Origin of the sequence: Kineosporia sp. NBRC 101677 (assembly GCF_030269265.1) — a bacterium.
Classification (GTDB): Bacteria; Actinomycetota; Actinomycetes; order Actinomycetales; family Kineosporiaceae; genus Kineosporia; species Kineosporia rhizophila.
Genome location: NZ_BSTA01000001.1, coordinates 108,772 through 131,986, shown reverse-complemented (window position 1 = coordinate 131,986; position 23,215 = coordinate 108,772). Strand labels below are relative to the sequence as shown.

The following is a 23,215-nucleotide window of genomic DNA, read 5'->3' as shown; positions in this document are numbered from 1 at the left end:
GTGTCCTTCGGTGACTGGCTCGGCCGGGTCTTCGGCCGGGAGCCCGAGCCGGAGCAGCCCCGGCTGGAGCTGCCCAGGGTGAAGACCAGCGCCGAGCTGCTGGACGAGCTGGCCGCCTTCGAGCAGGAGATCGCCGACCGGGTACCCACGATGGTGCTGTCCCGGGTGGCCCGGGTGGCCTCGATCGTGCGCGACACGATCCCCCGGCTCGACCAGCTCGGGGCGGGCAGCTACCAGGCGCACACGGTGGTCGCCACCGCCACCAGCTACCTGCCCGAGGCGGTCGGCGGCTACCTGCGGCTGCCCCGCTCGTGGGCCGACACCCGGCCGATCGCCAACGGCAAGACGGCCCTGCTCCTGCTCTGCGACCAGCTCGACCTGCTGGCCTATAAGATGGACCAGATCCTCGACGCGGTGGTCCGGGCCGATGCCGCCGCCCTGATCGCCCACGGTCAGTTCCTTGCCGAGAAGTTCGGTGCAGGAACCGGTCTGGAGATCGGTCAGATCAACGCGCCACCGCAACCCGGCCAGGCGCCGCCGCCGCTGTCCGGGGTGCCGCCGCGCACCGCTCCGTCCGCCGACCAGCGCGCACCGAGCATCGAGCTGGAAGACGAGCCCACCGATCCGGGCCGGACCCCGCCGGTACGCCGGCTCGAACCACCGACGGGTGCGGCATGAACGATCGCCACGAACTCCTTCCGGCCCTGGCGAAGCTTGCCGCCACAGGTGTCGCCGCCGGTCTCGACGAGGCCGAGGTGCGTTCCGAGGGTGCGGCTTTCGCGGCCGCCATCGCCGAGTCGGCCACTGGCGCCGCCCATCAGTGGGCCGCGGCCCAGGGTCGCACCGTGCAGGACTTCTTCGATGCGGCCAGCAGCGCGCGGCGCTGGCGCAACTCGCCCACGGCACTGCTCACCAGGCTGGCCCGGTCCGGCTCCCCCCAGTCCGAAGACTACGCAAAGGCCCTCACCGAGGTGGCTTCCGCGGCCTGCTCGCTGGGCGAACCGTCGATGCGGGTGGTAGCCAACGCCTCGGCCGCCTCGGCCGCTCAACTGGCGGGGGCAAATCTCCGCCCCCTGCCGCCACCCACCGAGCCGGCGCCGCAATCGTCCTATGTTCCAAGCACTCCCGTGATCCCCACCCTGGCGCCCTTCGGGCCCCTGTCGGTGCAGGATCTGCCTGGGGGCTGGCGTTTCACCGGTGGTCCAGACCCGGCCCAGCCACAGAACACCGATCCCAACCCGGCCGCGGGCCTGACCTCCGCCCAACCGCAGCAGGCCTCACTGGCGTCCTCAGTCGAAGCTCCGAAAGAACCCGAGCCGCCGGCCAGGTCGCTGGAAGAGCTGCTCGCCGAGCTCGACGAGCTGATCGGCCTGACCACGGTGAAGAACGAGATTCACCGGCAGGCGCAGCTTCTGCGGGTCGAGAAGCTGCGGGCCGAGGCCGGTCTGCGCAGCGTCACGATCACCCGGCACCTGGTGTTCAACGGCAACCCGGGCACCGGCAAGACCACCGTGGCCCGCCTGGTGGCGGGCATCTACCGTGCCCTCGGGCTGCTCAGCCAGGGGCACCTGGTCGAGGTCGACCGGTCGGAGCTGGTGGCCGGTTACCTGGGGCAGACCGCCCCGAAGACCGCCGAGGTGGTCAAGAGTGCCCTGGGCGGAGTTCTGTTCATCGACGAGGCCTACTCGCTCGCCGGCGACGACTACGGCACCGAGGCGATCGACACGCTGGTCAAGGAGATGGAGGACCACCGCGACGACCTGGTGGTCATCGTCGCCGGATACCCGCTGCCGATGGCCAGTTTCATTGCCAGCAACCCGGGCCTGTCCAGCCGGTTCCGCACCACGATCGAGTTCGACGACTACACCGACGACGAGCTCGAGCAGATCTTCTCGATGCACGCCGGCAACGCCGACTACCTGGTGGGCGAGGCCACGCGCGAACGCTTCCGCGAACTGCTGCCCGACGAGCGGCCGACCGGTTTCGGCAACGGGCGCTGGGCCCGTAACGTGCTCGAGGCCGCGATCGGGCACCAGGCCTGGCGGCTGAGAGACGTCGAGACCCCCACCGTGGAGCAGTTGCGTGAACTGCTGCCGAGCGACCTGGACGGCGAGGACGAAGCAGCAAGCGAGGACGAAGTAGCAAGCAACGAATCGCCCGAAGCAGACGTCAGCACGGATGTGAGCGCTCCGGACACCGACCCCGCTGGGCAGGAGAGTGCGTCATGAGTCAGACGGTTGTGCCCGCGCCCGTGTTCATCCGGAGTGGTCCCGAGGCGGCGCCACCGCCCAACCGGATCCAGGCGGCCGGGCAGGCACTGCGGGCCTCGTTCGCCGGTAGTCCGGGGCGGCTGCGGCTGATTGCGCTCGGGGCTGTGCTGTCGGTGGTGATCTCTGCGCTGCTGGGTGGGTGGGCGCTGCAGATGCGTTCGTCGGCGCTCGACCGGGCCAAGGCCTCCTCCGAGCACCTGCTACGACTGCAGAGCGTGCAGACCAAGCTGGTAGAGGCGAATGCCGCGGCCACCAACTCGTTCCTCGGCGACGGTCTCGAACCGCAGGAGCAGCGGCTCGACTACATCACGGCGCTGCGCGACGCCTCCAGCGAGCTGGCGCTGGCCTCCCGATACAGCCAGGACGACGCCGAGACGCTGGGCCGGGCGAACGCGCTGCTCACCCGCTATGCCGGCTACATCTCCTCGGCCCGGGCCAACAATCGGCAGGGCAACACGGTCGGGGCCAGCTATCTGCAGTCGGCCAGCACGCTGCTGCGCGGTGAGACCCAGGAGGGCCGTGAGAGCGAGGGCATCGTGCCGTTGCTGCAGGCTCGCGCTGATGCTTCCGCGCAGGTCCAGGACGATGCCTTCGCCCAGTCGGAGAACGCCCGTTGGCTGCTGCTGGTTGCCGCGGTGATCGGGATCGGCGGGCTCGGCTATGCGCAGCTCCTGGTCACGCGGCACTCCCATCGGTACGTGAACATCCCGGCCGCGGTGTCCACCGTGGGACTGGTCGCGGTGCTGGCGAGCGCGGCGGTGGTGATGTCGTCGGCGCAGAGCGAGGCCAGCGACGTGCGCTTCGGCCCTCTGGAACGCGCGACCGAACTCAGCGATTCGCGGGTGGCAGCGTTCGACGCCAAGGCTCAGGAGAGCCTGACTCTGATCGACCGCGGCTCGGCCACAGACGCCGACGAGGACTGGCAAGACGCCTACACCGAAGCCGTGGGCAGTCTCGACGGGCTGGACTACCCCGACGCCAAGTCCGCGCTGGAGCAGTACGGAACGGCTCACGAAGAGGTGAACGATCTCGACCTGAGAGGCCAGTGGGACGACGCCGTCGACCAGGCGATCAGCTCGGGCGAAGGCTCGGGGAACGCCTTGTTCCAGAGCTACGACGACCAGACCCGGCTGAGCCTGGACAAGCAGAGAACGGTCGCGCTCGACCGGCTCGGCGCCGCGAACGACTCGTTGCTGCTGATCGCTCTGCTCCTGCTGGTCATCGGCGTGCTGTGCGCGGCCGGGGCCTGGTGGGGGATCTCGCTCCGACTCGACGAGTACCGGTGATGACGATGACCAACTCCACACGCGCCCGTCGGATCCTCACGGCCACTGCCGCCGGGGCCCTGCTGCTGTCCGGCTGCGCCGGCGCCTCTTCCGCTGGTGAGCCTGGCCCAGAGGCGATCGCAGCCCAGCCGGTGGCGGCCACGGCCACTGAGAAGAACTGTCCTGAGGACAACCTGCCGCGAGAGGCGTCCCTGGCCACCACCGGGGCAAGCCTGAACCCGGCCACCTGGTCGGACAAGTCCACCATGGCCGAGGTCCGCAGCAGCGGAAAACTGGTGGTGGGCGTCGCCGGTGACGTGAATCTGTGGGGGTCGCGCAAGCCCGGCTCCACCGAGCTCCAGGGTTTCGACATCGACGTGGCCAACCGCATCGCCGACGCGATCGGCCCCAAGGTCCAGGTCGAGTACGAAGTGATCAACTTTGCCGATCGGCTGCCCCGGCTGAAGAACGGTGACGTGCAGCTGGTCGCGCACACGATGACGATGACCTGCGAGCGCTGGTTCGGCAGCAAGGAGAAGCCGGACGAGTTCATCAACTTCTCCACCGAGTACTACCGGGCCGGCCAGAAGGTGCTGGTGCGCAGCGACTCCAAGGCCACTGGTATCGACGACCTGAAAGGCCAGACGGTCTGCGCAGCAACTGGTTCCACCAGCCTGGCCAACCTCGAGGGGCGAGGGGTGACGCCGGTCGAGGTTGGCGACGTGGGCGAGTGCCTGGTCCGGTTCCAGGAGGGCGAGACCACCGCGATCACCGGTGACGACACCGTGCTGGCCGGATTCCGGGCACAGGACAAGTACGCCAAGGTGGTCGGCGATGCGTTCACCGAGGTGCCCTACGGCCTGGGGATCGCCCCGGGCGACTACGACTTCACCCGCTTCGTCAACCTGGTGCTCGAGCAGATGCGGACCGACGGCACGCTCGACGGCCTCTATGACAAGTGGATGAAGGGCAACGGCGCCAAGCCGGCCGTACCGAAGGCGGTCTACGGACGCCAGCAGGCAGCGCTGGAGAAGCGCGGCTGATGTTCCCCACACCCCCGAGGCAGCGCGAACGGCGGGCATCGTGGTCGAATTGCCCTCGATGACACGACCGGAACACGCCACGGCCCCCACCGCCCCGGGCCGTCTGGGCCAGGCGATCGGCGTGGACGAGTTGCGCACCTACCTCGGCGCGCTGGACACCTGGCGGGCCTCGCGCAAGCGGGAGCTCGACCAGATCGACGCCGCCGCCCTGCGCTCGGACGAGGCCGACAGCTACACCGCCGACCTGACCCTGGCGATGACCATGTGGCAGTCGGTCAGCGACCGCTGGGGCGAGCTCACCCGGATCTGGGACTCCGGCCGGGTCGGCCCGCAGCAGCAGGAGCAGATGTCCCGAGTGATCTGGGGCACCGGTGCGGGCGGTGGCTCAGCCGCGATGACCGGCACGATGATGGGTCTTTCGCTGGTCGAGGCCTGCCGGCTGTCCGACGCGCTCACCGCCACGCTGCGGGCCCGGCTGTCGTTCGATCCGATGGCGGCCGACGTGGCCGCCCGGATCCAGGCCACCCGGGCCACACTGGAACGCTGCGCCGAGCAACTGGCCGACAGCCGGGCCACCCGCCCGGCCTCGCTGCCCGACATCGACGCGCTCACCCGGCGACTCGACGAACTGGCGGCCCGGGCCCGACGCGGGTCGGACGTGAGCGGCCCGTTCGCCGCGATCGAGGCAGCCGCGGCCAAGGCCGAGCGCGACCTGATCGTGGCCGGCGCCGCGCATCGCGACCTGGGCCGCGACTACCGCGCCACCCTGGCCCGCCGTCGTGAACTCGAGGCCGAGGCCGAGGAGCTGTTCCGGCTCGTGGACCGTACCCGCGCAGCGGTGGTACCGACCCCCAAACTGGCGGTGCCGGACGTCTCCAGGCTCGGAAAGGTGCCGCAGACGCGCGAGGCCCTCGACGCGTTCCGGGCCCGGCTGGAACTGGTCGCCGCCGCGATGCGGCAGATACGCGACACCTACACCCGGGCTCTCGGTGAGCCCGCCGTCCTGCTCGGTCTGCTCCAGGCGTTCGCCGCCAAGGCCAAGGCCAACGGCCGGGCGAACGATCCGCTCGTCGCACTCGTCAAAGAACAGGCAGAGGCCGCGCTCTCGGCCGTGCCCTGCCACATCCAGGACGCTCGCAACACAGTCGAGAACTACCAGCGGCTGATCGTCCCGGTCCCCGGGGGAGGAATCTGAAATGCCTTCGACTCCGCTCGCCTGCACCCAGCCGGGCTGCACCGGCACCATCGAAGACGGCTACTGCAACGTCTGCGGTTCGCCGGCCGGGGTCAGCGCGCCCGCCGCGGCCGGCGGCGGACCGGTGGAGGCCGACTCGGCGCGGGTGATGTCCAGCCGCACCGCGTCCTCCAACCGTCTGGCCAGCGCGCCCCTGGGCTCGGCCCGGGCGATGGGCGGCACCAACAACACCCGTCGGCTGGGCTCCACCTCGTCCCGCACCCGGGGTGCCCGGCTGGGCGCGGGCATCACCACGGTGCCCCCGGCCGCGGTCCCCGACCCGCTGGCCGCAGTCAAGGACGACCCGCAGGTACCGGAGAGCCGGCGCTACTGCCCGAACTGCGGCAACCCGGTGGGCCGCTCCCGGCAGGGGCGCGAGGGCCGGCCGGAGGGCTTCTGCCCGAACTGCCGCGCGCCGTTCTCCTTCACCCCCAAGCTGAAGAAGGGCGATCTGGTCGCCCACCAGTACGAGGTGGTCGGCGCGATCGCGCACGGCGGCCTGGGCTGGATCTACCTGGCCAAAGACAAGAACGTCTCCGACCGCTGGGTGGTGCTCAAGGGCCTGCTGAACTCCGGCGACCCGGACGCGCTGGCCGCGGCGATCGCCGAGCAGCGGTTCCTGGCCCAGGTCGAGCACCCGCTGATCGTCGAGATCTACAACTTCGTGACGCACGACAGCGCCGGTTACATCGTCATGGAGTACGTCGGCGGCAAGTCGCTGAAAGACCTGCTGAAGGACCGGCTCAAGGAGTCCGGCGGCACCTTCAGCCCGTTCCCGGTCGACCAGGCGATCGCCTACATCCTCGAGGTCCTGCCCGCCTTCCAGTACCTGCACGACACCGGCCTGCTCTACTGCGACTTCAAGCCGGACAACATCATTCAGGCCGGCGACTCGATCAAGCTGATCGACCTGGGCGGTGTGCGCCGGATCGACGACATGGACTCGGCGATCTACGGCACCGTCGGCTACCAGGCTCCCGAGGTGCCGGACGTCGGTCCCTCGATCGCCAGCGACATCTACACCGTCGGGCGCAGCCTGGTCTCGCTGGCGATGGAGTTCCGCGGCAACACCACCACCTACGCCACCACCCTGCCGAACGTGGCCGACACGCCGCTGTTCCAGCAGTACGACTCGCTCTACCGGCTGCTGGCCAAGTGCTGCGCGCCCAACCCGGGCGACCGCTTCGCCACCGCCGACGAGCTGCGCACCCAGTTGCTCGGCGTGCTGCGCGAGGTGGTCGCCGCCCACCGTGGTGAGCGGCCGGCCTCGCACTCCACCGCCTCGCTGCTGTTCGAGCCGCCGGTGGTCGAGGGCGACCGGCTGCAGTGGGACAACCTGCCCAAGCTCAAGGTCGACGACACCGACCCGCAGGCCGCCTGGCTGGCCTCGATCGACGTGGACGACCCGGTGGCCAAGCTCGACCTGCTGCTGAACGCGCTGAACCCCTCGATCGAGGTCCGGCTGGCCACCGCCTACACCGCGGTCGAGGCCCGCGACCTGGCCACCGCCGACCGCGTGGTCGGCGAGATCCTCAACGACGACCCCTGGGAGTGGCGGGCGATCTGGCTGGCCGGTCTGGCCGCGCTGGCCCGGCAGGACCCGACCAACGCCCAGGCCGCCTTCAACGCGGTCTACGGCCAGGTCCCCGGTGAGCTCGCGCCCAAGCTGGCGCTGGCGGTGGCCTGTGAAGAGGGCAACCAGCCGGACATCGCCGAGAGCCTGTACCTGACCTGCCTGCGCACCGACGCCAACTTCACCGCCGCGGCGGCGTTCGGCCTGGCCCGGATCCGCTCGCAGCGGCACACCGAGGGGCAGGGCGAGCTGGAGGCGGCGATCGCGGCCCTGGACATGGTCCCGACCACCAGCCGCAGCTTCGTCAGCGCGCGCCGCCAGAAGGCCGCGCTGCTGGTCGGCTCCGGAGCCGGGCTCGACGCACTGTCGGCCGCTCTGGAGAGCGTTTCCGCGGTGCGGCTGGACCCGCGTGACCGGGCCCAGCTCCGGGTCGACGTGCTGTCCGCGGCCCTGTCCGACGTCAACTCCGGCGGAGAACGTCCCGATGTCACCGTCGGTGGCGTACCGGCTCAGGCCCCTGGGCTGCAGGACGAACTGGAGACGGCCTACCGGGAACTGGCCCAGCTGACCGAGCAGCGTGACGAGCGGGTACGGCTCGTCGACGAGGCCAATCGAGTCCGCCGCTGGACGTGGCGGTGATCATGGGTGAATCACCTGGCTATGAGGTTGATGTGAACGAGATTCCGCCGACCGGCGCGCATTCCGCGCCGGAATCGGCTGCGGGGCAGCAGATCGTCTGCCCCAACTGCGGCGTGGCCGCCGAGCCCGGCGACCTGTTCTGCGAGAACTGCGGGCAGGACCTGCCCGACGGCGTTTCGCCGATCCCGGCCGACGGGCTGAAACGGCCGGGAGGCATGGTCCACCCCGGGGCCACCACCCCGACCCGGCCCGCCGACATGAACGCGCTCAGCCCGGTGTGCCGCAACTGCGCAGGCACCACCTTCCTGGACGGCTACTGCGAAAATTGTGGGACGCCCGCGGTCAAGATCCGCGATCACTGGCAGGAACGTCCGGCGGCCTGGGTGGCAGCGGTCTCCGACCGCGGCGTCCGGCACCACCGCAACGAGGACGGGATGGCCGTGAGTGCCCGTCCCGAGCACGGTTCCCGCGCAGTCCTGGTGGTCTGCGACGGGGTCTCCTCCTCGGCCGACTCCGACATCGCCAGCCTGGCGGCCGCCCGCGCCGCCCGGGACGTGCTCGACCGCCAGCAGGCCGACCTGCCCTCGGTGGCCGGGCGGATCTCGGCCTGGACCGAGCGCCTGGCCCTGGCCGGCGACGAGGCCAACAAGCACGCGGTCGAGGCCGGCCGCGAGCCCAGCGGCCGGCCCGGTGAGCGCCTGGACAACCCGCCGTCGTGCACCTTCGCGGCCGCCGTCTTCGACTCCGGCGTGATCGTCGCGGGCTGGGTGGGGGACAGCCGGATCTACTGGATCCCGGACTCCGGCGAGCCGGAACAGATGTCCAGGGACGACTCGTGGGCCACCGAGCAGATCCTCGCCGGGGTGCCCCGCGAGGAAGCGGAGAACGGGCCGCGCGCGCACGCCATCACCCGCTGGCTCGGCCCGGACAGCCCGGACACCGTCCCCACCCGCGACTCCCGTGTCGTCGACCGCCCGGGCTGGCTGCTGGTCTGCTCCGACGGCCTGTGGAACTACTGCTCCCCGGCGCACGACATGGCCGAGCTGGTGCGGGGTCTCGCGACCGAGGCCCAGGGCGATCCCGCGCTGCTGGCCAACCGCCTGGTCGACTGGGCCAACTCCCGCGGCGGCCAGGACAACATCACCGTGGCCCTGGCCCGCGTCGCCCCGGTCCCACCGCAGCGGGTTCCCGCGGGGGCCGCCGCGCAGACCTCGCCGCTGCCGCCGACCCAGCCCATGCCCGAGGCCTACCCGCCCGCCGACTACGGAAGCCCGCAGACCTGAACCACGTCCGGACATCCCGGACAAGAGCGCGACCAGCCTGTGAATCGGGCACGATGAACAGGGCCATCCGGCCGGTGGCCCGCGAACGATCGGAGAACCAGATGCCGTCCTTCAGTGCCGAGGTGTTCCAGAACGAGTTCATCTCGGAGGGCAGCACCGACGTACACGCCATCGTGTCGGTGACCTGCTCCGGCGCCGGTGAGGCCGGCCGTGGGGAAGGGGGTGACGCCGCCGAGATCATCATCGTCGACACCTCCGGCTCGATGCTCGACGCCAAGATCGTCGCCGCCCGGCAGGCGGCCGCGGTGGCGGTCGACCAGATCCTCGACGGCACCTGGTTCGCGATCATCTCCGGGACCCACGTGGCCACCCGCGCGTTCCCGTACCCGAACGCGCGGGTCTCGATGGTGCAGATGGAGCCGGGGGCGCGAGCGGCGGCCAAGGAGGCCATCTCCCGGCTGGAGGCCGACGGCGGCACGGCGATGGGGTCGTGGCTGAAGCTCGCGGGGCAGCTGTTCGACACGGTTCCGCAAGCCACCCAGCGCCACGCGATCCTGCTTACCGACGGCCAGAACCAGAGCGAGCAGCCGCACCAGTTCCAGAACGCCATCGACTCGGTCACCGGCCGGTTCCAGTGCGACTGCCGCGGTGTCGGCGCCGACTGGGACGTCGCGGAGCTGCGGCGGGTGTCCACCGCGCTGCTGGGCACGGTCGACCTGATCGCCGACCCGGCCTCGATGGCCGCCGACTTCGAGCAGCTGATGCAGAAGGCGATGGGCCGGGGCGTGGCCGAGGCCACCCTGCGGGTCTGGGCACCGCAGGGCTCACAGGTGCTGTGGGTACGCCAGGTCTCGCCCAACGTCGAGGACCTGAGCAGCCGCCGGGTCGACGTGAACCCGCTGACCTCGGCCTTCCCCACCGGCGCCTGGGGCGACGAGTCCCGTGACTACCACGTGGCCGTGCGGGTCCAGCCGCAGGCCGTGGGCCAGGAACGGCTCGCCGCCCGGGTCCAGCTCATGGTCCGCGACCAGGTGGTCTCGCAGGGGCTGGTGAAGGCCAAGTGGTCCGGCGACGACGCGCTTACCACCCGGATCGACCCGGCCGTGGCGCACTACACCGGCCAGGCCGAGCTGGCCTCCGCGATCCAGGAGGGACTGGCCGCCAAGGCCGCGGGCGACGAGGAGGCCGCCACCGCCAAGCTGGGACGTGCGGTCGCACTCGCGGCCGAGACCGGCAACGATGAGGCCACCAGCAAGCTTCGGAAGGTGGTCGACATCGACGATCCGGCGACCGGCACCGTGCGTCTGAAGCGGTCTGTCGACAAGCTCGACGAGATGGCACTCGACACCGCTTCGACGAAGACGACAAGGGTCAACAAGAGATGAGCGCACGCTGCCCGGACGGGCACGTCTCCGAATCGACGGACTACTGCGACGTCTGCGGTCAGCCGATGAATGCGGCGCCCGCACCGGCGCCCACGCCGTCGGTCAACCCCCTCGACCTCGCCCCGGCGCCCTCGTCGGGTGGTGCGTCGGCGTCGGGCGGGCCGAAAGACAAGGAGTGCCCGAACTGCCAGGCCGTCGTGCCGATCGACGACCTGTTCTGCGAGGTCTGCGGCTACGACTTCACCACCGGCGTGATGCCGGAGCCGGTTCCGGCCCCCGGCGACCAGGAGACCGAGGCCCCGGCTGAGGACGCGGTGATGATCAACGCGCCGACCACCCCGCAGCAAGTCACCCCGCCCGCCGCAGCAACCTCGCCCGAGCAGGCAACTCTCACCTGGGTGGCCGAGGTCTGGATCGACCCCGACTGGTACTCCACCCAGGAGAGCGACGAGCCCTGCCCGTCCGCCGGAATGCCCGCCGTAGTTCCGTTGTGGGACAAGAGCATCCTGGTCGGCCGCCGCTCCACCAGCCGCAACATCCACCCCCAGGTGGACTGCGGAACGGACCACGGTGTCTCTCGCCGGCACGCGCAACTGACCACCGACGGCCAGCGCTGGTTCGCCGAGGACCTGCAGTCGTCCAACGGCACCTACATCGCCCCCGCCGGCGCGCCCCTGCCCACCGACCCGATCCCGGCAGGCCAGCGCATCGAGTTCCGCGAGGGCGACCGGGTTTACGTAGGCGCCTGGACCAGGCTGGTCATCCGCCGCGCAACGCCCGACGAGCAGTAGCAAAGAGCGGCTTGAAGACGCACCTACTCGCCACGGCGGGTGGGTGCGCCTTCAGCGACCAACCGGTTCTCGGCGGCCACGACCTCCAGCGTGCTCACCGGACTGGCCACCGTGGCCACCCCGTCGACCGGCAGCCAGGGCCCACCGTTCACTGAGTACTCGCCGCTGTAGACCGTGGTCAGCGCAACCCGCCGCTCCCCGGCCTGCCGATAGACGTGGGCAGTACGAAGCTCGGGGTACGGCGCCCCCGCATCCTCCGTAGCCAGAGACTCGCCGTCCCCGTAGGACCACCGAAACTCCTGCGGCGTAGCCCGAACCTGCACCGGCTGCCCCAGAATCGTGGTCGGCAACGTCACCGTCTCAGCGTCCGCGTAGAGGTTGGTCGGCACATTCACCAGGGTTCGAAGGTTGGCGGGCTGGACCACAATGGGCGAGGCCGGCAACGGCAACCGCTGAAAGTCTGCCCCGGTGAGCACCGGCACCACCAAAGGCGGCTCACCCGGCTCAGTCTCGCCGAGGCAGAAGTACTCACCCGTCGAACTCCAGCTCTCGGCGGTAGTGGCCCCCGCTGGAGCACTCCATACCCAGAACCCGATGTCGTTCGGATCCGGGGTGGCCTGGCACATGAGGGTCGCGTTCTGGCAGAGCGTGGCACTGCTCCTCTGCGGCCAGTTCTCGGTACAGGCGGGGAGGTAGGTGCGGACTGTCTTTGGTTGCGCGGAAACAGGTTTGGCCTTGGTTCCGGAGCTTTCGGTGCCGTCAGATTGGGCCCAGGCATGCAAGTCGACGTTGCTGGTCGAGGTGCGGGAGGTGATAGACCGGGAGGGTTCCGGCGGTAGATCACTCAAAAGAATGAGCCCCGCAAGGCTCGCCAGAATGATCACTGGGTCGCATCCGTGTCATCAATAGAGATGTCGTGAACGACCCACTGGGCTGATGGAGTCCACTGAAGGGCAATGGAACTCTGCGTTGCAGGGATGGGAGGAAAGGTTTCCTTAGTCCCATCTGGGTGTGACTCAACGCCTTCGTTTTGGGTTATGACTGTCGCCACGACGACCCGCGAGCCCACCTTTCCAGGAGGGACTGCCACCACGGTCAGGGAAACTTCCGACCCGGAGATAGATGCGTTTCGAGAGGCGGCGTTTTTCAAATCGGCCAGGGTCGAAGCGCAGAAGGTGCAGTCGTCCTCAACTATGGATTCGAATGGGGCTGTTTCCAGGGTCTGATAGGCGTAGTTGTGAACATCCCAAAAATACCGAACAAACGCCTCAGCCCCCTCCGCACTCTTCTCCGCCTCAGGCGCCACCGGCGCCTCAATACTCGGCGTGGCCCCCACTGTCCCCACCGTTGTTGATGTTTCGCTGGTGGCCGGAGTTCTCTCCGTATCCGAATCAGACTTCGAGCCCGAACACCCGGCCACCAGTAGAAGCGCACCAGCAAGCAGTGCCGCGAAAAAACGTCCCCCGTTCATGAGAAAGAGAGTAACCAGCCCCCACCCCAAAAGTCCGGGTCGCGCGAAAACTGTGGATAACTCAGCCGAAGACCACGGTCTTGTTACCGTTGATCATCACCCGGTTCTCCGCGTGCCAGGTCACCGCCCGCGCGAGTACCCGGCACTCCACGTCCCGGCCGGCCGCGGCCATCTGGTCGGCGGTGGTCGCGTGCTTCACGCGTTCCACGTCCTGCTCGATGATCGGGCCCTCGTCCAGGTCGCTCGTCACGTAGTGGGCCGTCGCTCCGATGATCTTCACGCCGCGGGCGTGGGCCTGCTGGTAGGGCCGGGCACCCTTGAAACTCGGCAGGAACGAGTGGTGGATGTTGATCGCGCGGCCGTCCAGGGCCTGGCAGAGCTCCGGTGAGAGCACCTGCATGTACCGGGCCAGCACCACCAGGTCGATCTGCTCGCGGTCGACGATCTCCAGCAGCTGCTTCTCCGCCTCGGGCTTGGTCTCCTTCGTCACCGGCACGTAGATGAACGGGATGCCGTGCGACTCCACCAGGTCCTGGAAGTCCCGGTGGTTGCTGACCACCGCCGGGATGTCGATGCCCAGGGCCCCGATGCGATGCCTGAACAACAGGTCGTTCAGGCAGTGGCCGAACTTCGAGACCAGGATCAGCGTGCGGCAGCGGGTGGCCGCGTCGACCAGGCGCCACTGCATCCGGAACGAGTCGGCCACGGCCAGGAAGCCCGCGCGCAGGCGCTCCAGGGTCTCCATCGGGTCGAGGGCACTGAACTGCACCCGCATGAAGAAGGTGCCGGTGCTCCCGTCGCCGGCGTCGGCGTCGTACTGCTCGCTCTGCAGGATGTTGCAGCCGTGCTGGATCAGGAAGCTGGCGACGGCGTAGACGATGCCCGGCCGGTCCTCGCACGCGAGGGTGAGGATGTACTGCTTGCGGTCGGCGGGGGCGGAACCACCGGCACCGAGGGGGGCAGGTGCGGATGTCGCCGTGGGATCGGCGCCGGCTGTTGCGAAGGACGAGGCATCGGTCACTTCCGCAGCGTGCTGGGACGGGCACCGAACGGTCAAGAGCGGCGCCCCGGTAACGGTTGCGCGTCACCTTCGGGACACCCGGAGTGCGGGAGTCACAGCACAGCGCGATGGCAGTCAATGCCGCCTAGGAGCGCCACGCTAAGTGAATGTTATGGAAGCGGCAAAGATATGCCGCACGGCGGCCACGGAGAATCCGTAGTCGTCTGATCGCCCACTGTCAGGCGCCCAGCTCACATGATCATTCCGGCCCTTCCAACACGCCGTGATGACCTGCGCGAGGGCTGTTCTGGAGGCTTGTCGATCAGCTGCTCCAGGCAACCGCTGAGACCGCCCTGAGAATTGGTCGTCTGTTTTGAATGCCCTCTGACCAGCACTGGTATGGTCTGGCCCACATTAGACGGTTGGGAACGGGGTCCCTTAGCATCACGATTCGATCTCGGTTGAGCTGATTGACCGGGATGCGTCCGTATCAACCGGCCGATGGCGGCCAGACGCTGATCAGTGGCCGGCGACCATGGGAGCAGAGAACCACCGTGACGAGCAGACGCAGGGCTCAGGCCGAAAGCGATCGGCAGGCACGAACGGCTGCGGAGCGTGAGGGGCACCAGTCCTCCGCTCGTGGTGGCGAGGTGCTTGATTCGTCCAACGGCCGGGCCGCCCGAAACAGCTACAGCCCCTCCCAGTACGCCCCGTCGGACCAGCACGACCAGTACGCAGACCCCGCCCAGGCCCGCCGTAAGCGCCGTGCCGCCACCGGCGCGCGCGTCGGCGCCGCCGAAAGTGCTTCCTTCTTCGCCGACGGCGAGGCTCCCCGTGTGCGGGTCGAGCCGGCCCGTCGCGAACCGCAGCTGAGCCGGGCCGATCTGCGCGCCCGCCGCGAGCGGATGGAGAAGCGCCGTAAGCGTCGCGCCCTGCAGCGTCAGCTGACCTTCGGCCTGATGGGCCGGGAGACCGACCCGCACGCCGCCACCGTGGCCATCCCCGAGCTCGACGAGACGAGCACCGGGAGCATCCGGGTCCGCTCCGGCCGCACCGGTGCGATCCCCACGCGTACCGGCACGATGCCGCCGCCCCCCACCGGCTCGATCACGCTGCCCGCGGCCTCCGCCGACATCATCGAGGCCGACGTCACGGTCGACGACCCGACGCCCACCGGCGAGCTGTCGTCGCGTCGTGACCTGCGCGGCAAGCGCCCCAAGACGGGCCGTCGCTCCAACCGCGGCCCGATCGGCCGGGCGGCCAGCAACAAGCGCGCCTGGCTCAGCGCCGTGGCGATCGCCCTGGTCGTGGCCGTGCCCGCCTCGCAGTTCATGAACCGCGAGAGCGACGAGAAGATCGAGGACGCGGCGCTCACCACCGACAGCCTCGAGATGCCGCCGATCACCCAGACGCGGCCGCCGTCACCCACCACCGAGCAGCTGAAGAAGAACCAGGAACGCCTGAGCAAGGCCATCTCAACGGCCCGCAAGACCAGCGAGAAGGCGACCAAGAGCAAGGCGCCGAGCAAGTCGCCGACCGGTAGCAAGACCAGCGACTCCGGCGGCGGCGACGACACCCCCTCGTCGAAGGCTCCCCGCGCCGGCGGCACCACCCAGGTCGGCCTGGCCAACCTCAGCGACAAGAACTCCGGTCTGGGCTGGGCCTCGGGCATGTACATGCCGGGCAGCCTGGCCAGCAACGCCGAGGCCTTCGGCGACTGGCGCGGCCGGGCCCTCGACGTGGTCGTCGACTGGCCGGCCCGCGCCAACTGGGACGACCTGGTGAACCCGGACTGGCTGTACCGCAGCTGGAAGGACACCTCCTACACCAAGGTCTTCGGCTTCCCGCCGTTCCCGGAAGACGGCAGCACGCTGCAGCAGTGCGCCACCGGGGCCTACAACGACAAGTGGGAGCAGATCGCCAAGGGCATCAAGAACGCCGGTATCTCCGACAGCACGGTGATCCGGCTGGGCTGGGAGTTCAACGGCGACTGGTACGCCTGGCAGGCCAGCGACACCGACGCCTTCAAGGAGTGCTGGCGTCAGGTGGTCGGCGCGGCCGAGTCCGTGGCCCCCGCCCTGACCTGGGACTGGACGGTCAACCGGGGCGTCAGCGCCGGTCTGTCCGACCCGACCAAGGCCTACCCGGGCGACGAGTACGTCGACATCGTCGGCCTCGACTCCTACGACATGTGGCCGGGTGCGGTCGACGAGAAGTCGTGGAACGTGCACCTCAACGGCAAGCAGGGCCTGAACTACTGGGCGAACTGGGCCAAGAACCGGGGCAAGAAGATCAGCGTCCCCGAGTGGGGCGTCTACCCGGGCACGGCCAACGCCGGTAACAACGGCGGCGACAACCCGTACTACATCGCCAAGATGAAGAACTGGTTCGAGAGCCTGGGCAGCCAGCTCGCCTACGAGGCCTACTTCAACGAGGACGCCGGCTACTACGCGGGCTCGATCTACGGCAGCGGGCAGAACCCGAACGCCGCCGCGAAGTACAAAGAGGTCTACGGCAACTAGCTCCAGCCACGAGAACGGCCCTCGGGAGAATGCTCCCGGGGGCCGTTTTCTCAATTGAAGACGTCGGTGGGCACCGATGGCCCGAAGGTGGCGGCTCCCGGTGGGGAGCCGAAGGCGTCCGTTACAGGATGGCGTCCTCGATCTGCTCCACGATCACGCACCAGTACAGATCCTTGGCAATGGCCTCGGTGTCCACTGCGTTCAGCTGTTTCTTCAGCAGCCGCAGTCGCTTACGGCGAGGGACCAGCGGCTCCTCGCCCGAGTCGGGAGCGGGCTCGCCGGCGTAGAACTCGTCGAACGCCTTCAGGAAGCCGCGGAAGGCGTCCATCGTGGTGTTCAGCAGACTCGGCGTGCTCGGCGTGGGGTCCAGCAGGAAGAGCCGGCCCTCGGCGTCCACCCCGATCTCCTGGTACGACGACACCGCGCCGATCACCGTGAAGTCGCGCCCGCCCATCTCCTGGACGCGGGCCGGGCGGTCGTCGAGGGTGATGCCGAAGCGCAGCTCTTCCATGTCCCGGATCCTAAAGCCGTGGGCAAACCGCCGGATCACTGCTGATTGCGGACGTGGTGCGGTCGCGGGCCGTCTCGACCGGCACCCGGGGTGCGTTGGTAGCATGTGTGTGCCGCAACTGGCGTTCGGGTGGGTCACCACCGGGAAGCGGTGGAGTCGTCGTCTTCGGGTCGTTCGCCTGGGCCCGGGGCCAATGGGGAACCACCCTGCCCACCCGACGACCGCTACCGCTTGGAGCCGACCGCATGACCGACGCCGTCAACAGCCGTGCGATCACCCAGAAGTCCCTGGCCGACGCCGACCCGGAGCTCGCCGCCGTCCTCGGCCAAGAGCTCGGCCGCCAGCGGGGCACGCTGGAGATGATCGCAAGCGAGAACTTCGCCCCCCGAGCCGTGCTCGAGGCGCAGGGTTCGGTGCTCACCAACAAGTACGCCGAGGGCTACCCCGGCAAGCGCTACTACGGTGGCTGCGAGTACGTGGACATCGCCGAGGAACTGGCCATCAGCCGGGTCAAGTCGCTGTTCGGGGCCGCCTACGCCAACGTGCAGCCGCACTCCGGCGCGCAGGCCAACGCGGCCGCCATGCACGCCCTGATCCGCCACGGTGACGGCATCCTGGGCCTCGAGCTGGCCCACGGTGGCCACCTGACCCACGGCATGAAGATCAACTTCTCCGGCCGGCTGTACGACGTGGCCGCCTACGGGGTCGACCCCAAGACGTTCCTGGTCGACATGGACGTGGTGCGCGAGAAGGCCCTGGAGCACCGGCCGAAGCTGATCATCGCCGGCTGGTCCGCCTACCCCCGCCAGCTCGACTTCGCCGCCTTCCGCTCGATCGCCGACGAGGTCGGCGCGATGCTGATGGTCGACATGGCGCACTTCGCCGGTCTGGTCGCGGCCGGTCTGCACCCCAGCCCGGTCCCGCACGCCCACGTCGTCACCAGCACCACGCACAAGACGCTGGCCGGCCCGCGCGGCGGCGTCATCCTGGCCAACAGCGACGAGCACGCCAAGAAGTTCCAGTCCGCGGTGTTCCCGGGCCAGCAGGGCGGCCCGCTGATGCACGTGATCGCCGGCAAGGCGGCCGCGTTCAAGATCGCCCACGGCGAGGAGTTCAAGGACCGCCAGGAGCGCACGCTGCGCGGCGCCAAGATCCTGGCCGAGCGCCTCACCGCCGAGGACGCCACCAAGGCGGGCGTCTCCGTGCTCACCGGCGGCACCGACGTGCACCTGATCCTGGTCGACCTGCGCGAGTCCACGCTCGACGGCAAGCAGGCCGAGGACCGGCTGCACGAGATCGGCATCACGGTGAACCGCAACGCCGTGCCGTTCGACCCGCGCCCGCCGATGGTCACCTCCGGCCTGCGGATCGGCACGCCCGCGCTGGCCACCCGGGGCTTCGGCGACGAGGAGTTCACCGAGGTCGCCGACGTGATCGCCGCCGCCCTGCAGCCCACCTGCGACGTGGACGCGCTGCGCAAGCGGGTGGACAGGCTGGCCGCCGACTTCCCGCTCTACGACGGTCTGGAGACCTGGTGACCGCCAAGCTCCTCGACGGCAAGGCGGCCGCGGCCGCGATCCGGCTCGAGCTCAAGGAGCGGGTCGCCGCGCTGAAGGCCAAGGGCATCGTTCCCGGGCTGGGCACGGTTCTGGTCGGGGAAGACCCGGGCAGCGCCAAGTACGTGGCGATGAAGCACGCCGACTGCCTCGAGGTCGGCATCAACAGCATCCGCGAGGACCTGCCCGCCGACGCCACCCAGCAGCAGGTGGAGGACGCGATCAGGCGGCTGAACGACGACCCGGCCTGCACCGGCTACATCGTCCAGCTGCCGTTGCCCAAGGGCCTGGACTCCGACCGGGTGCTCGAGCTGATCGACCCGGACAAGGACGCCGACGGTCTGCACCCGACCAACCTCGGCCGGCTGGTGCTCAACGTCAATGCGCCGATGACGTCGCCGATCCCGTGCACCCCGCACGGCATCGTCGACCTGTTGCTGCGCAACGACATCGACCTCAAGGGCAAGGAGGTCTGCGTGGTCGGCCGCGGCGTCACCGTCGGCCGTCCGCTGGGCCTGCTGCTCACCCGGCGCGAGCTGAATGCCACGGTCACGTTGTGCCACACCGGTACTCGGGACACGGCCGAGCACGTGCGCCGGGCCGACGTGGTGGTCGCCGCCGCGGGCGTGGCCAACATGATCACCGCCGACATGGTCAAGCCGGGTGCGGTGGTGCTCGACGTCGGGGTCAGCCGCACCGAGCCCGACCCGGTCACCGGAAAGTCCAAGCTGGCCGGCGATGTCGCGCTGAGCGTGCGCGAGGTGGCGGGCTGGGTGGCGCCCAACCCCGGTGGTGTGGGCCCGATGACCCGGGCCATGCTGCTGGCCAACGTCGTGGAAGCGGCTGAGCGCCAGTAGGTTCCAGAACAAATTGGGGACGTTTGTGCGCGACTGGCGCACAAACGTCCCCAATTCAGTTGTTGGGTTTCATCGATTCAACTGCCGCAGAGCCAGTTCGGCGTAGAGCGCGGCGCCGTCGGGCAACACTGCATCGTCGAACGCGGCGTGCGGGGAGTGATTGCTCGGTGCCATCTCCGGATCCCGTCCTTCCGGGCAGGCGCCGATCAGAACCATTGCGCCGGGCACTCGTTCGAGAACCCGCGAGAAGTCCTCGGTGCCGGTGAGAGGCCGGGGGAGTGCAAACGTCCTCTGTTCACCAAACAGCTCCGAAGCCGTCTGGAACGCGAAATCGGTTGCGCTGACGTCGTTCATGGTGACCGGGCATTCTTCGAGGTACTCGATGCTCACCTCGACCCCGTGCGCGTCGGCGATGCCGTGGCACACCTGGTGCACCACGTCGCGCACCTTGCGGCGCACGCCCCGGTCGAAAGTGCGCACGGTGGCCTCGAACCCGGCCGTGTCGGGGATGACCGTGTGCTTGGTGCCCGCCTTGAGCTTGCCCACGGTGAGCACCGCGGCCTCGAAAGCATCGATCCGGCGGGTGATCGCGGTCTGCAACGCCATCACCATCTCGCAGATGGCAGGCACCGGGTCGTGGGCCAGGTGAGGGGAGGCGGCGTGCCCACCGAGGCCTCGAGCCGTGACGAAAAGCCCATCAGCGGCGGCCATCACGGCGCCAGAGCGACTGGCTACCGTGCCCCGCGAAACCTGGTTGGGCAGCACATGCAGGGCGAATGCCTTGTCCGCCGCGCGCCCGGCTGCCCCCAGCACCCCGCCGTCGATCATCTTGGCTGCGCCCTGATACCCCTCTTCACCCGGCTGGAACATCAGCACCACATCGCCGCCGAGCTGATCCCGCCGGTCGCTCAGCAGCCGGGCCGCCCCCACCAGCATCGCCGTGTGCAGATCATGGCCGCAGGCGTGCATCGCCCCGTCGACCGTGGAGCGGAACGCAACGTCCACCTCCTCGTGCACCGGCAGTGCATCCATGTCGGCCCGGAGCAGCACCACCGGTGCATTCTCCGGATCCGCCGCACCCTCGCCCCGCAGCACCGCGGTGACCGAGCCGATGTCCGAGCCGGCCGTGATCTCCAGGTCCAGCCCGTCCAGGGCCTCCAGCACCGCCTGCTGGGTGCGTTGCAGCTTCAGCCCGATCTCGGGGCGCCGGTGCAGCCGGTGCCGCAGATCGGCAAGATCAGCACTGATCCCGGCCGCGTCGTCCAGAAGGGTCATGACAAGTTGTCTACCCTCTTCCGCGCCGGTGTGACAGGGGTTTCACACAAAGCCACCGGCGAACGTGCGCCGAAACGCCCCTCCGGTCACGCCCGAACCCGGAATCCGCCCCTGACCGGCCAGTAACCAGGTATGACGCGCAGCCTGTCTGGGGGACGCCGGCGGATGGGAGAAGATGGCCCGATGAGGATCGCCACCGCCAACGTCAACGGCATCCGTGCCGCCGAACGCCGGGGCATGCCCGCCTGGCTGGCCGAGCGGCAGCCCGACATCCTCTGCCTGCAAGAGGTCCGCGCCGACGACCCCACGCTCTACAAGATCATGGGTGAGAGCTGGCACGGCGTGCACGAGGAGTCCTCCTCGGCCAAGGGGCGGGCCGGCGTGGCCGTGCTGTCCCGCACCGAGCCGGTGGCCACCCGCTCCGGCCTGGGCTCCTTCCTCGGCGCCGGCCGCTGGGTCGAGGCCGACTTCGCCCTGGCCGACGGCGGCCTGCTCACGGTGGTCTCGGTCTACGTGCACACCGGCGAGGCGGAGACCCCGAAGCAGGACGAGAAGCACCGCTTCCTGAACGAGATGCGCGAGCGGATGAACAAACTCGCCGCCGACGGACGTCATCTGCTGGTCTGCGGCGACCTCAACATCTGCCACCGCGAGGTCGACCTGAAGAACTGGAAGGGCAACCTGAAGAAGGCCGGCTTCCTGCCGGCCGAAAGGGCCTGGATGGACGCGCTCTTCGACGAGGACGGCTTCGTGGACGTGCACCGGAAGCTGGCGGGGGAGGGGCCCGGACCGTACACGTGGTTCTCGTGGCGGGGGAAGGCGTGGGACACCGGGGCGGGGTGGCGGATCGACTACGCCATCGCTTCGCCGGGTCTGGCTGCTCTGGTCACTGCGGCTGAAGTTGATCTGGCGCCGTCGTACGCGGAGCGGTGGAGCGACCACTCTCCCGTCGTCGTGGACCTGGCCCTTTAGATTTGGATCAGTTCCGAGACTACCCATGGTAGTAACACAATCCTATACGCTCGTATAGAATTGTGTACGTGGCGTTGATAGACGTGGCCGAAGCCGCTCGGCGACTGGGCGTCGGTGTGGCGCGCGTGCATCAGCGAATCGCCGACGGTTCGTTGCCGGCCCAGCGGATCGGCTCGCGATGGGCGATCGACGAATCATCACTTTCACTGGTCGCTGAGCGCCATCGCGCCGGGCGCCCGCTTTCGGAGCGCTCGGCCTGGGCTCTGATAGCGGTCGGCCGAGGCGATTCCCAGGCCCTCTCCAAAGTGGCTGCTGCGGAGCGAAGCCGAGCCGAAAAGCGGGTGTCGAGCCTTCTCGCGCGGTTCTCGATGCATGCGGTGCTGTCTGAAGCCGAAGTGCAGGAGTCCGCCGGCATTCTGAGATCGCTGTTGCGGAACCGCGCACAGCGCCAGCTCTGGCGGGCATCCGTGCGTGATCTGGTAGATCTACGCGAAGATCGACGCATTGCCTTGTCAGGACTCAGCGACCCGCGCAGCGGTATTGCATCGGGTGACCTGGTCGAGGGGTATGTCGCCGTAGGTCAGGTCGAGGCGGTTGCCCAGGACTATCTCCTCGTCCAAGAGAGGGCCGAGGCCAAGGCCAATGTCGTCCTGCATGTCGGCTCACTCGGCCCGGCTGGCGGCGAGGATCGCGGTCTGCTCCTGCTGGCTGCAGATCTGGCTGAGTATCGACGCCCTCGTGAGGAGGCCAGGGCGGCCGAGTTGTTGTACGAACTCGCGAAGTCGCGGGTGAAGCAAGGAAAATCGGGGGATTCATCATGATTGTTCTACCCGCAATGTCCAGCCCCCAAGCTGCCTCCTGGCACGGGGTCATGGACCTTCACGAGAAGCTGGGGGACGGCTGGACTCTTGTGGGCGGGCAGATGGTTCATCTGCATTGCGCTGAGGCCAGCCATGCGCCTACTCGTCCGACGAACGATATCGACACGGTGATCGACGTCAGAGCTCGCCCCAACATGCTTCAGATATTTACGCAGGTCCTGGTGGGCCTTGGGTTCAGGGCATCAGGTATCTCGGCCGAAGGGATCCAGCATCGTTGGGTGCGTGGCCAGGCGACGATCGACGTGCTGCTGCCCGATGGCGTGGGAGAGAAGGCGGCCCTGAGGACCGGTGTCACCGCCAGCCCGACCCTCCCGACGCCAGACGGTACCCAGGCGCTTGATCGCAGCGAGTCGGTCTTGGTGTCCGTCGAGGGGCGCGAAGGTTCAGTTCGCCGTCCAACGCTGGTGGGAGCACTGGTCATGAAGGCGGCGGCTCACAGCGCTGTCGGCGATCCGGCGAAGGGCCGCCACCGAAGCGACTTCCTGACTCTCGCATCGCTCATCGCTGCTCGTGACTTCCGCGAGGTCGAGCTGACGAAGAAGGATCGTCGGCGGTTGGCGGACATGATCGCCGCGGTCCGGGCAGACGCCCAACTCATGACTGGCGCCGAGGACTCGGCCAACACGCTGAGCAGGCTTGAACGCGCATCTGCTTGATCTGGTGGATTGACGACGGCCCTTGGACACC

Annotated in this window: 20 protein-coding genes and 1 riboswitch; of the genes, 15 read left to right on the top strand and 5 right to left on the bottom strand. The window is 69.0% G+C overall.

Features of this window, described 5'->3' with window-relative positions:
• The 9 genes from QSK18_RS00590 to QSK18_RS00550 all read left to right on the top strand — a co-directional run bounded on the left by QSK18_RS00590 (position 1) and on the right by QSK18_RS00550 (position 11,483).
• Complete coding sequence (locus QSK18_RS00590) at positions 1-678, top strand: hypothetical protein (RefSeq protein WP_285616277.1); 678 nt, start codon at positions 1-3, stop codon at positions 676-678.
• Complete coding sequence (locus QSK18_RS00585) at positions 675-2,228, top strand: AAA family ATPase (RefSeq protein WP_285616276.1); 1,554 nt, start codon at positions 675-677, stop codon at positions 2,226-2,228. Before QSK18_RS00590 ends, QSK18_RS00585 begins: the two co-directional genes overlap by 4 nt.
• Entirely contained in the window at positions 2,225-3,556 is a 1,332-nt protein-coding gene (locus tag QSK18_RS00580) for a GlnX family signal transduction membrane protein (RefSeq protein WP_285616275.1), read from the top strand. Before QSK18_RS00585 ends, QSK18_RS00580 begins: the two co-directional genes overlap by 4 nt.
• 5 nt (positions 3,557-3,561) lie before the next feature.
• On the top strand, positions 3,562-4,578 hold the full coding sequence (locus tag QSK18_RS00575) for a glutamate ABC transporter substrate-binding protein (protein ID WP_285616274.1): 1,017 nt from the start codon (positions 3,562-3,564) through the stop codon (positions 4,576-4,578).
• A gap of 58 nt (positions 4,579-4,636) precedes the next feature.
• Complete coding sequence (locus QSK18_RS00570) at positions 4,637-5,773, top strand: hypothetical protein (RefSeq protein ID WP_285616273.1); 1,137 nt, start codon at positions 4,637-4,639, stop codon at positions 5,771-5,773.
• 1 nt (position 5,774) lies between these two features.
• A complete protein-coding gene (locus QSK18_RS00565; RefSeq protein ID WP_285616272.1) occupies positions 5,775-8,024 on the top strand; it encodes a serine/threonine-protein kinase in 2,250 nt (749 codons plus the stop codon).
• Positions 8,025-8,056: 32 nt separating this feature from the next.
• Complete coding sequence (locus QSK18_RS00560) at positions 8,057-9,307, top strand: PP2C family protein-serine/threonine phosphatase (protein ID WP_232811357.1); 1,251 nt, start codon at positions 8,057-8,059, stop codon at positions 9,305-9,307.
• A 101-nt stretch (positions 9,308-9,408) separates the two neighbouring features.
• Complete coding sequence (locus QSK18_RS00555) at positions 9,409-10,692, top strand: vWA domain-containing protein (protein ID WP_232811358.1); 1,284 nt, start codon at positions 9,409-9,411, stop codon at positions 10,690-10,692.
• Positions 10,689-11,483, top strand: a complete 795-nt coding sequence (locus QSK18_RS00550; RefSeq protein WP_232811359.1) for an FHA domain-containing protein — start codon at positions 10,689-10,691, stop codon at positions 11,481-11,483. Before QSK18_RS00555 ends, QSK18_RS00550 begins: the two co-directional genes overlap by 4 nt.
• A 23-nt stretch (positions 11,484-11,506) precedes the next feature.
• Here QSK18_RS00550 and QSK18_RS00545 read toward each other — a convergent pair whose 3' ends face one another.
• The 3 genes from QSK18_RS00545 to purU form a co-directional block, all read right to left on the bottom strand.
• Complete coding sequence (locus tag QSK18_RS00545; RefSeq protein WP_285616271.1) at positions 11,507-12,367, bottom strand: hypothetical protein; 861 nt, start codon at positions 12,365-12,367, stop codon at positions 11,507-11,509.
• Complete coding sequence (locus tag QSK18_RS00540; protein WP_285616270.1) at positions 12,364-12,954, bottom strand: DUF6318 family protein; 591 nt, start codon at positions 12,952-12,954, stop codon at positions 12,364-12,366. The genes QSK18_RS00545 and QSK18_RS00540 overlap by 4 nt, the downstream gene beginning before the upstream one ends.
• Before the next feature lie 61 nt (positions 12,955-13,015).
• Positions 13,016-13,975, bottom strand: coding sequence for a formyltetrahydrofolate deformylase (purU, locus tag QSK18_RS00535; protein ID WP_285616269.1), 960 nt, complete (start codon positions 13,973-13,975; stop codon positions 13,016-13,018).
• A gap of 629 nt (positions 13,976-14,604) precedes the next feature.
• Between purU and QSK18_RS00530 the strand changes: the two genes are divergently transcribed.
• On the top strand, positions 14,605-16,476 hold the full coding sequence (locus tag QSK18_RS00530) for a glycoside hydrolase family 26 protein (RefSeq protein ID WP_285616268.1): 1,872 nt from the start codon (positions 14,605-14,607) through the stop codon (positions 16,474-16,476).
• A 121-nt stretch (positions 16,477-16,597) separates the two neighbouring features.
• Here QSK18_RS00530 and QSK18_RS00525 read toward each other — a convergent pair whose 3' ends face one another.
• Positions 16,598-16,987 (bottom strand): hypothetical protein, encoded by a 390-nt coding sequence (locus tag QSK18_RS00525; protein WP_232811364.1) that lies wholly within the window; start codon positions 16,985-16,987, stop codon positions 16,598-16,600.
• A 104-nt stretch (positions 16,988-17,091) separates the two neighbouring features.
• Positions 17,092-17,178, top strand: a riboswitch (ZMP/ZTP riboswitch).
• A 54-nt stretch (positions 17,179-17,232) separates the two neighbouring features.
• Here QSK18_RS00525 and glyA point away from each other — a divergent pair.
• A complete protein-coding gene (glyA, locus tag QSK18_RS00520) occupies positions 17,233-18,525 on the top strand; it encodes a serine hydroxymethyltransferase (protein WP_285616267.1) in 1,293 nt (430 codons plus the stop codon).
• Positions 18,522-19,400 carry a bifunctional methylenetetrahydrofolate dehydrogenase/methenyltetrahydrofolate cyclohydrolase gene (locus tag QSK18_RS00515; protein WP_232811366.1) on the top strand — a complete coding sequence of 293 codons (879 nt, stop codon included), beginning with the start codon at positions 18,522-18,524 and terminating at the stop codon, positions 19,398-19,400. Before glyA ends, QSK18_RS00515 begins: the two co-directional genes overlap by 4 nt.
• Before the next feature lie 69 nt (positions 19,401-19,469).
• On the opposite strand, the gene QSK18_RS00510 is transcribed toward QSK18_RS00515, so the two are convergent.
• A complete protein-coding gene (locus QSK18_RS00510) occupies positions 19,470-20,675 on the bottom strand; it encodes a M20 metallopeptidase family protein (protein WP_285616266.1) in 1,206 nt (401 codons plus the stop codon).
• 183 nt (positions 20,676-20,858) lie between these two features.
• Between QSK18_RS00510 and QSK18_RS00505 the strand changes: the two genes are divergently transcribed.
• The 3 genes from QSK18_RS00505 to QSK18_RS00495 all read left to right on the top strand — a co-directional run bounded on the left by QSK18_RS00505 (position 20,859) and on the right by QSK18_RS00495 (position 23,184).
• Entirely contained in the window at positions 20,859-21,647 is a 789-nt protein-coding gene (locus tag QSK18_RS00505) for an exodeoxyribonuclease III (RefSeq protein ID WP_285616265.1), read from the top strand.
• 68 nt (positions 21,648-21,715) lie between these two features.
• Positions 21,716-22,468, top strand: a complete 753-nt coding sequence (locus tag QSK18_RS00500) for a helix-turn-helix domain-containing protein (RefSeq protein ID WP_232811369.1) — start codon at positions 21,716-21,718, stop codon at positions 22,466-22,468.
• 50 nt (positions 22,469-22,518) lie between these two features.
• A complete protein-coding gene (locus tag QSK18_RS00495; protein WP_285616264.1) occupies positions 22,519-23,184 on the top strand; it encodes a hypothetical protein in 666 nt (221 codons plus the stop codon).
• Positions 23,185-23,215 lie beyond the last annotated feature (31 nt).

Excerpts from the sequence above, each read along its gene's own strand:
- QSK18_RS00585 (WP_285616276.1), top strand. The coding sequence starts at position 675 with ATGAACGATCGCCACGAACTCCTTCCGGCCCTGGCGAAGCTTGCCGCC.
- QSK18_RS00580 (WP_285616275.1), top strand. The coding sequence starts at position 2,225 with ATGAGTCAGACGGTTGTGCCCGCGCCCGTGTTCATCCGGAGTGGTCCC.
- QSK18_RS00575 (WP_285616274.1), top strand. The coding sequence starts at position 3,562 with ATGACCAACTCCACACGCGCCCGTCGGATCCTCACGGCCACTGCCGCC.
- QSK18_RS00570 (WP_285616273.1), top strand. The coding sequence starts at position 4,637 with ATGACACGACCGGAACACGCCACGGCCCCCACCGCCCCGGGCCGTCTG.
- QSK18_RS00565 (WP_285616272.1), top strand. The coding sequence starts at position 5,775 with ATGCCTTCGACTCCGCTCGCCTGCACCCAGCCGGGCTGCACCGGCACC.
- QSK18_RS00555 (WP_232811358.1), top strand. The coding sequence starts at position 9,409 with ATGCCGTCCTTCAGTGCCGAGGTGTTCCAGAACGAGTTCATCTCGGAG.
- QSK18_RS00550 (WP_232811359.1), top strand. The coding sequence starts at position 10,689 with ATGAGCGCACGCTGCCCGGACGGGCACGTCTCCGAATCGACGGACTAC.
- QSK18_RS00540 (WP_285616270.1), bottom strand. The coding sequence starts at position 12,954 with ATGAACGGGGGACGTTTTTTCGCGGCACTGCTTGCTGGTGCGCTTCTA.
- QSK18_RS00525 (WP_232811364.1), bottom strand. The coding sequence starts at position 16,987 with ATGGAAGAGCTGCGCTTCGGCATCACCCTCGACGACCGCCCGGCCCGC.
- glyA (WP_285616267.1), top strand. The coding sequence starts at position 17,233 with ATGACCGACGCCGTCAACAGCCGTGCGATCACCCAGAAGTCCCTGGCC.
- QSK18_RS00510 (WP_285616266.1), bottom strand. The coding sequence starts at position 20,675 with ATGACCCTTCTGGACGACGCGGCCGGGATCAGTGCTGATCTTGCCGAT.
- QSK18_RS00505 (WP_285616265.1), top strand. The coding sequence starts at position 20,859 with ATGAGGATCGCCACCGCCAACGTCAACGGCATCCGTGCCGCCGAACGC.
- QSK18_RS00495 (WP_285616264.1), top strand. The coding sequence starts at position 22,519 with ATGGACCTTCACGAGAAGCTGGGGGACGGCTGGACTCTTGTGGGCGGG.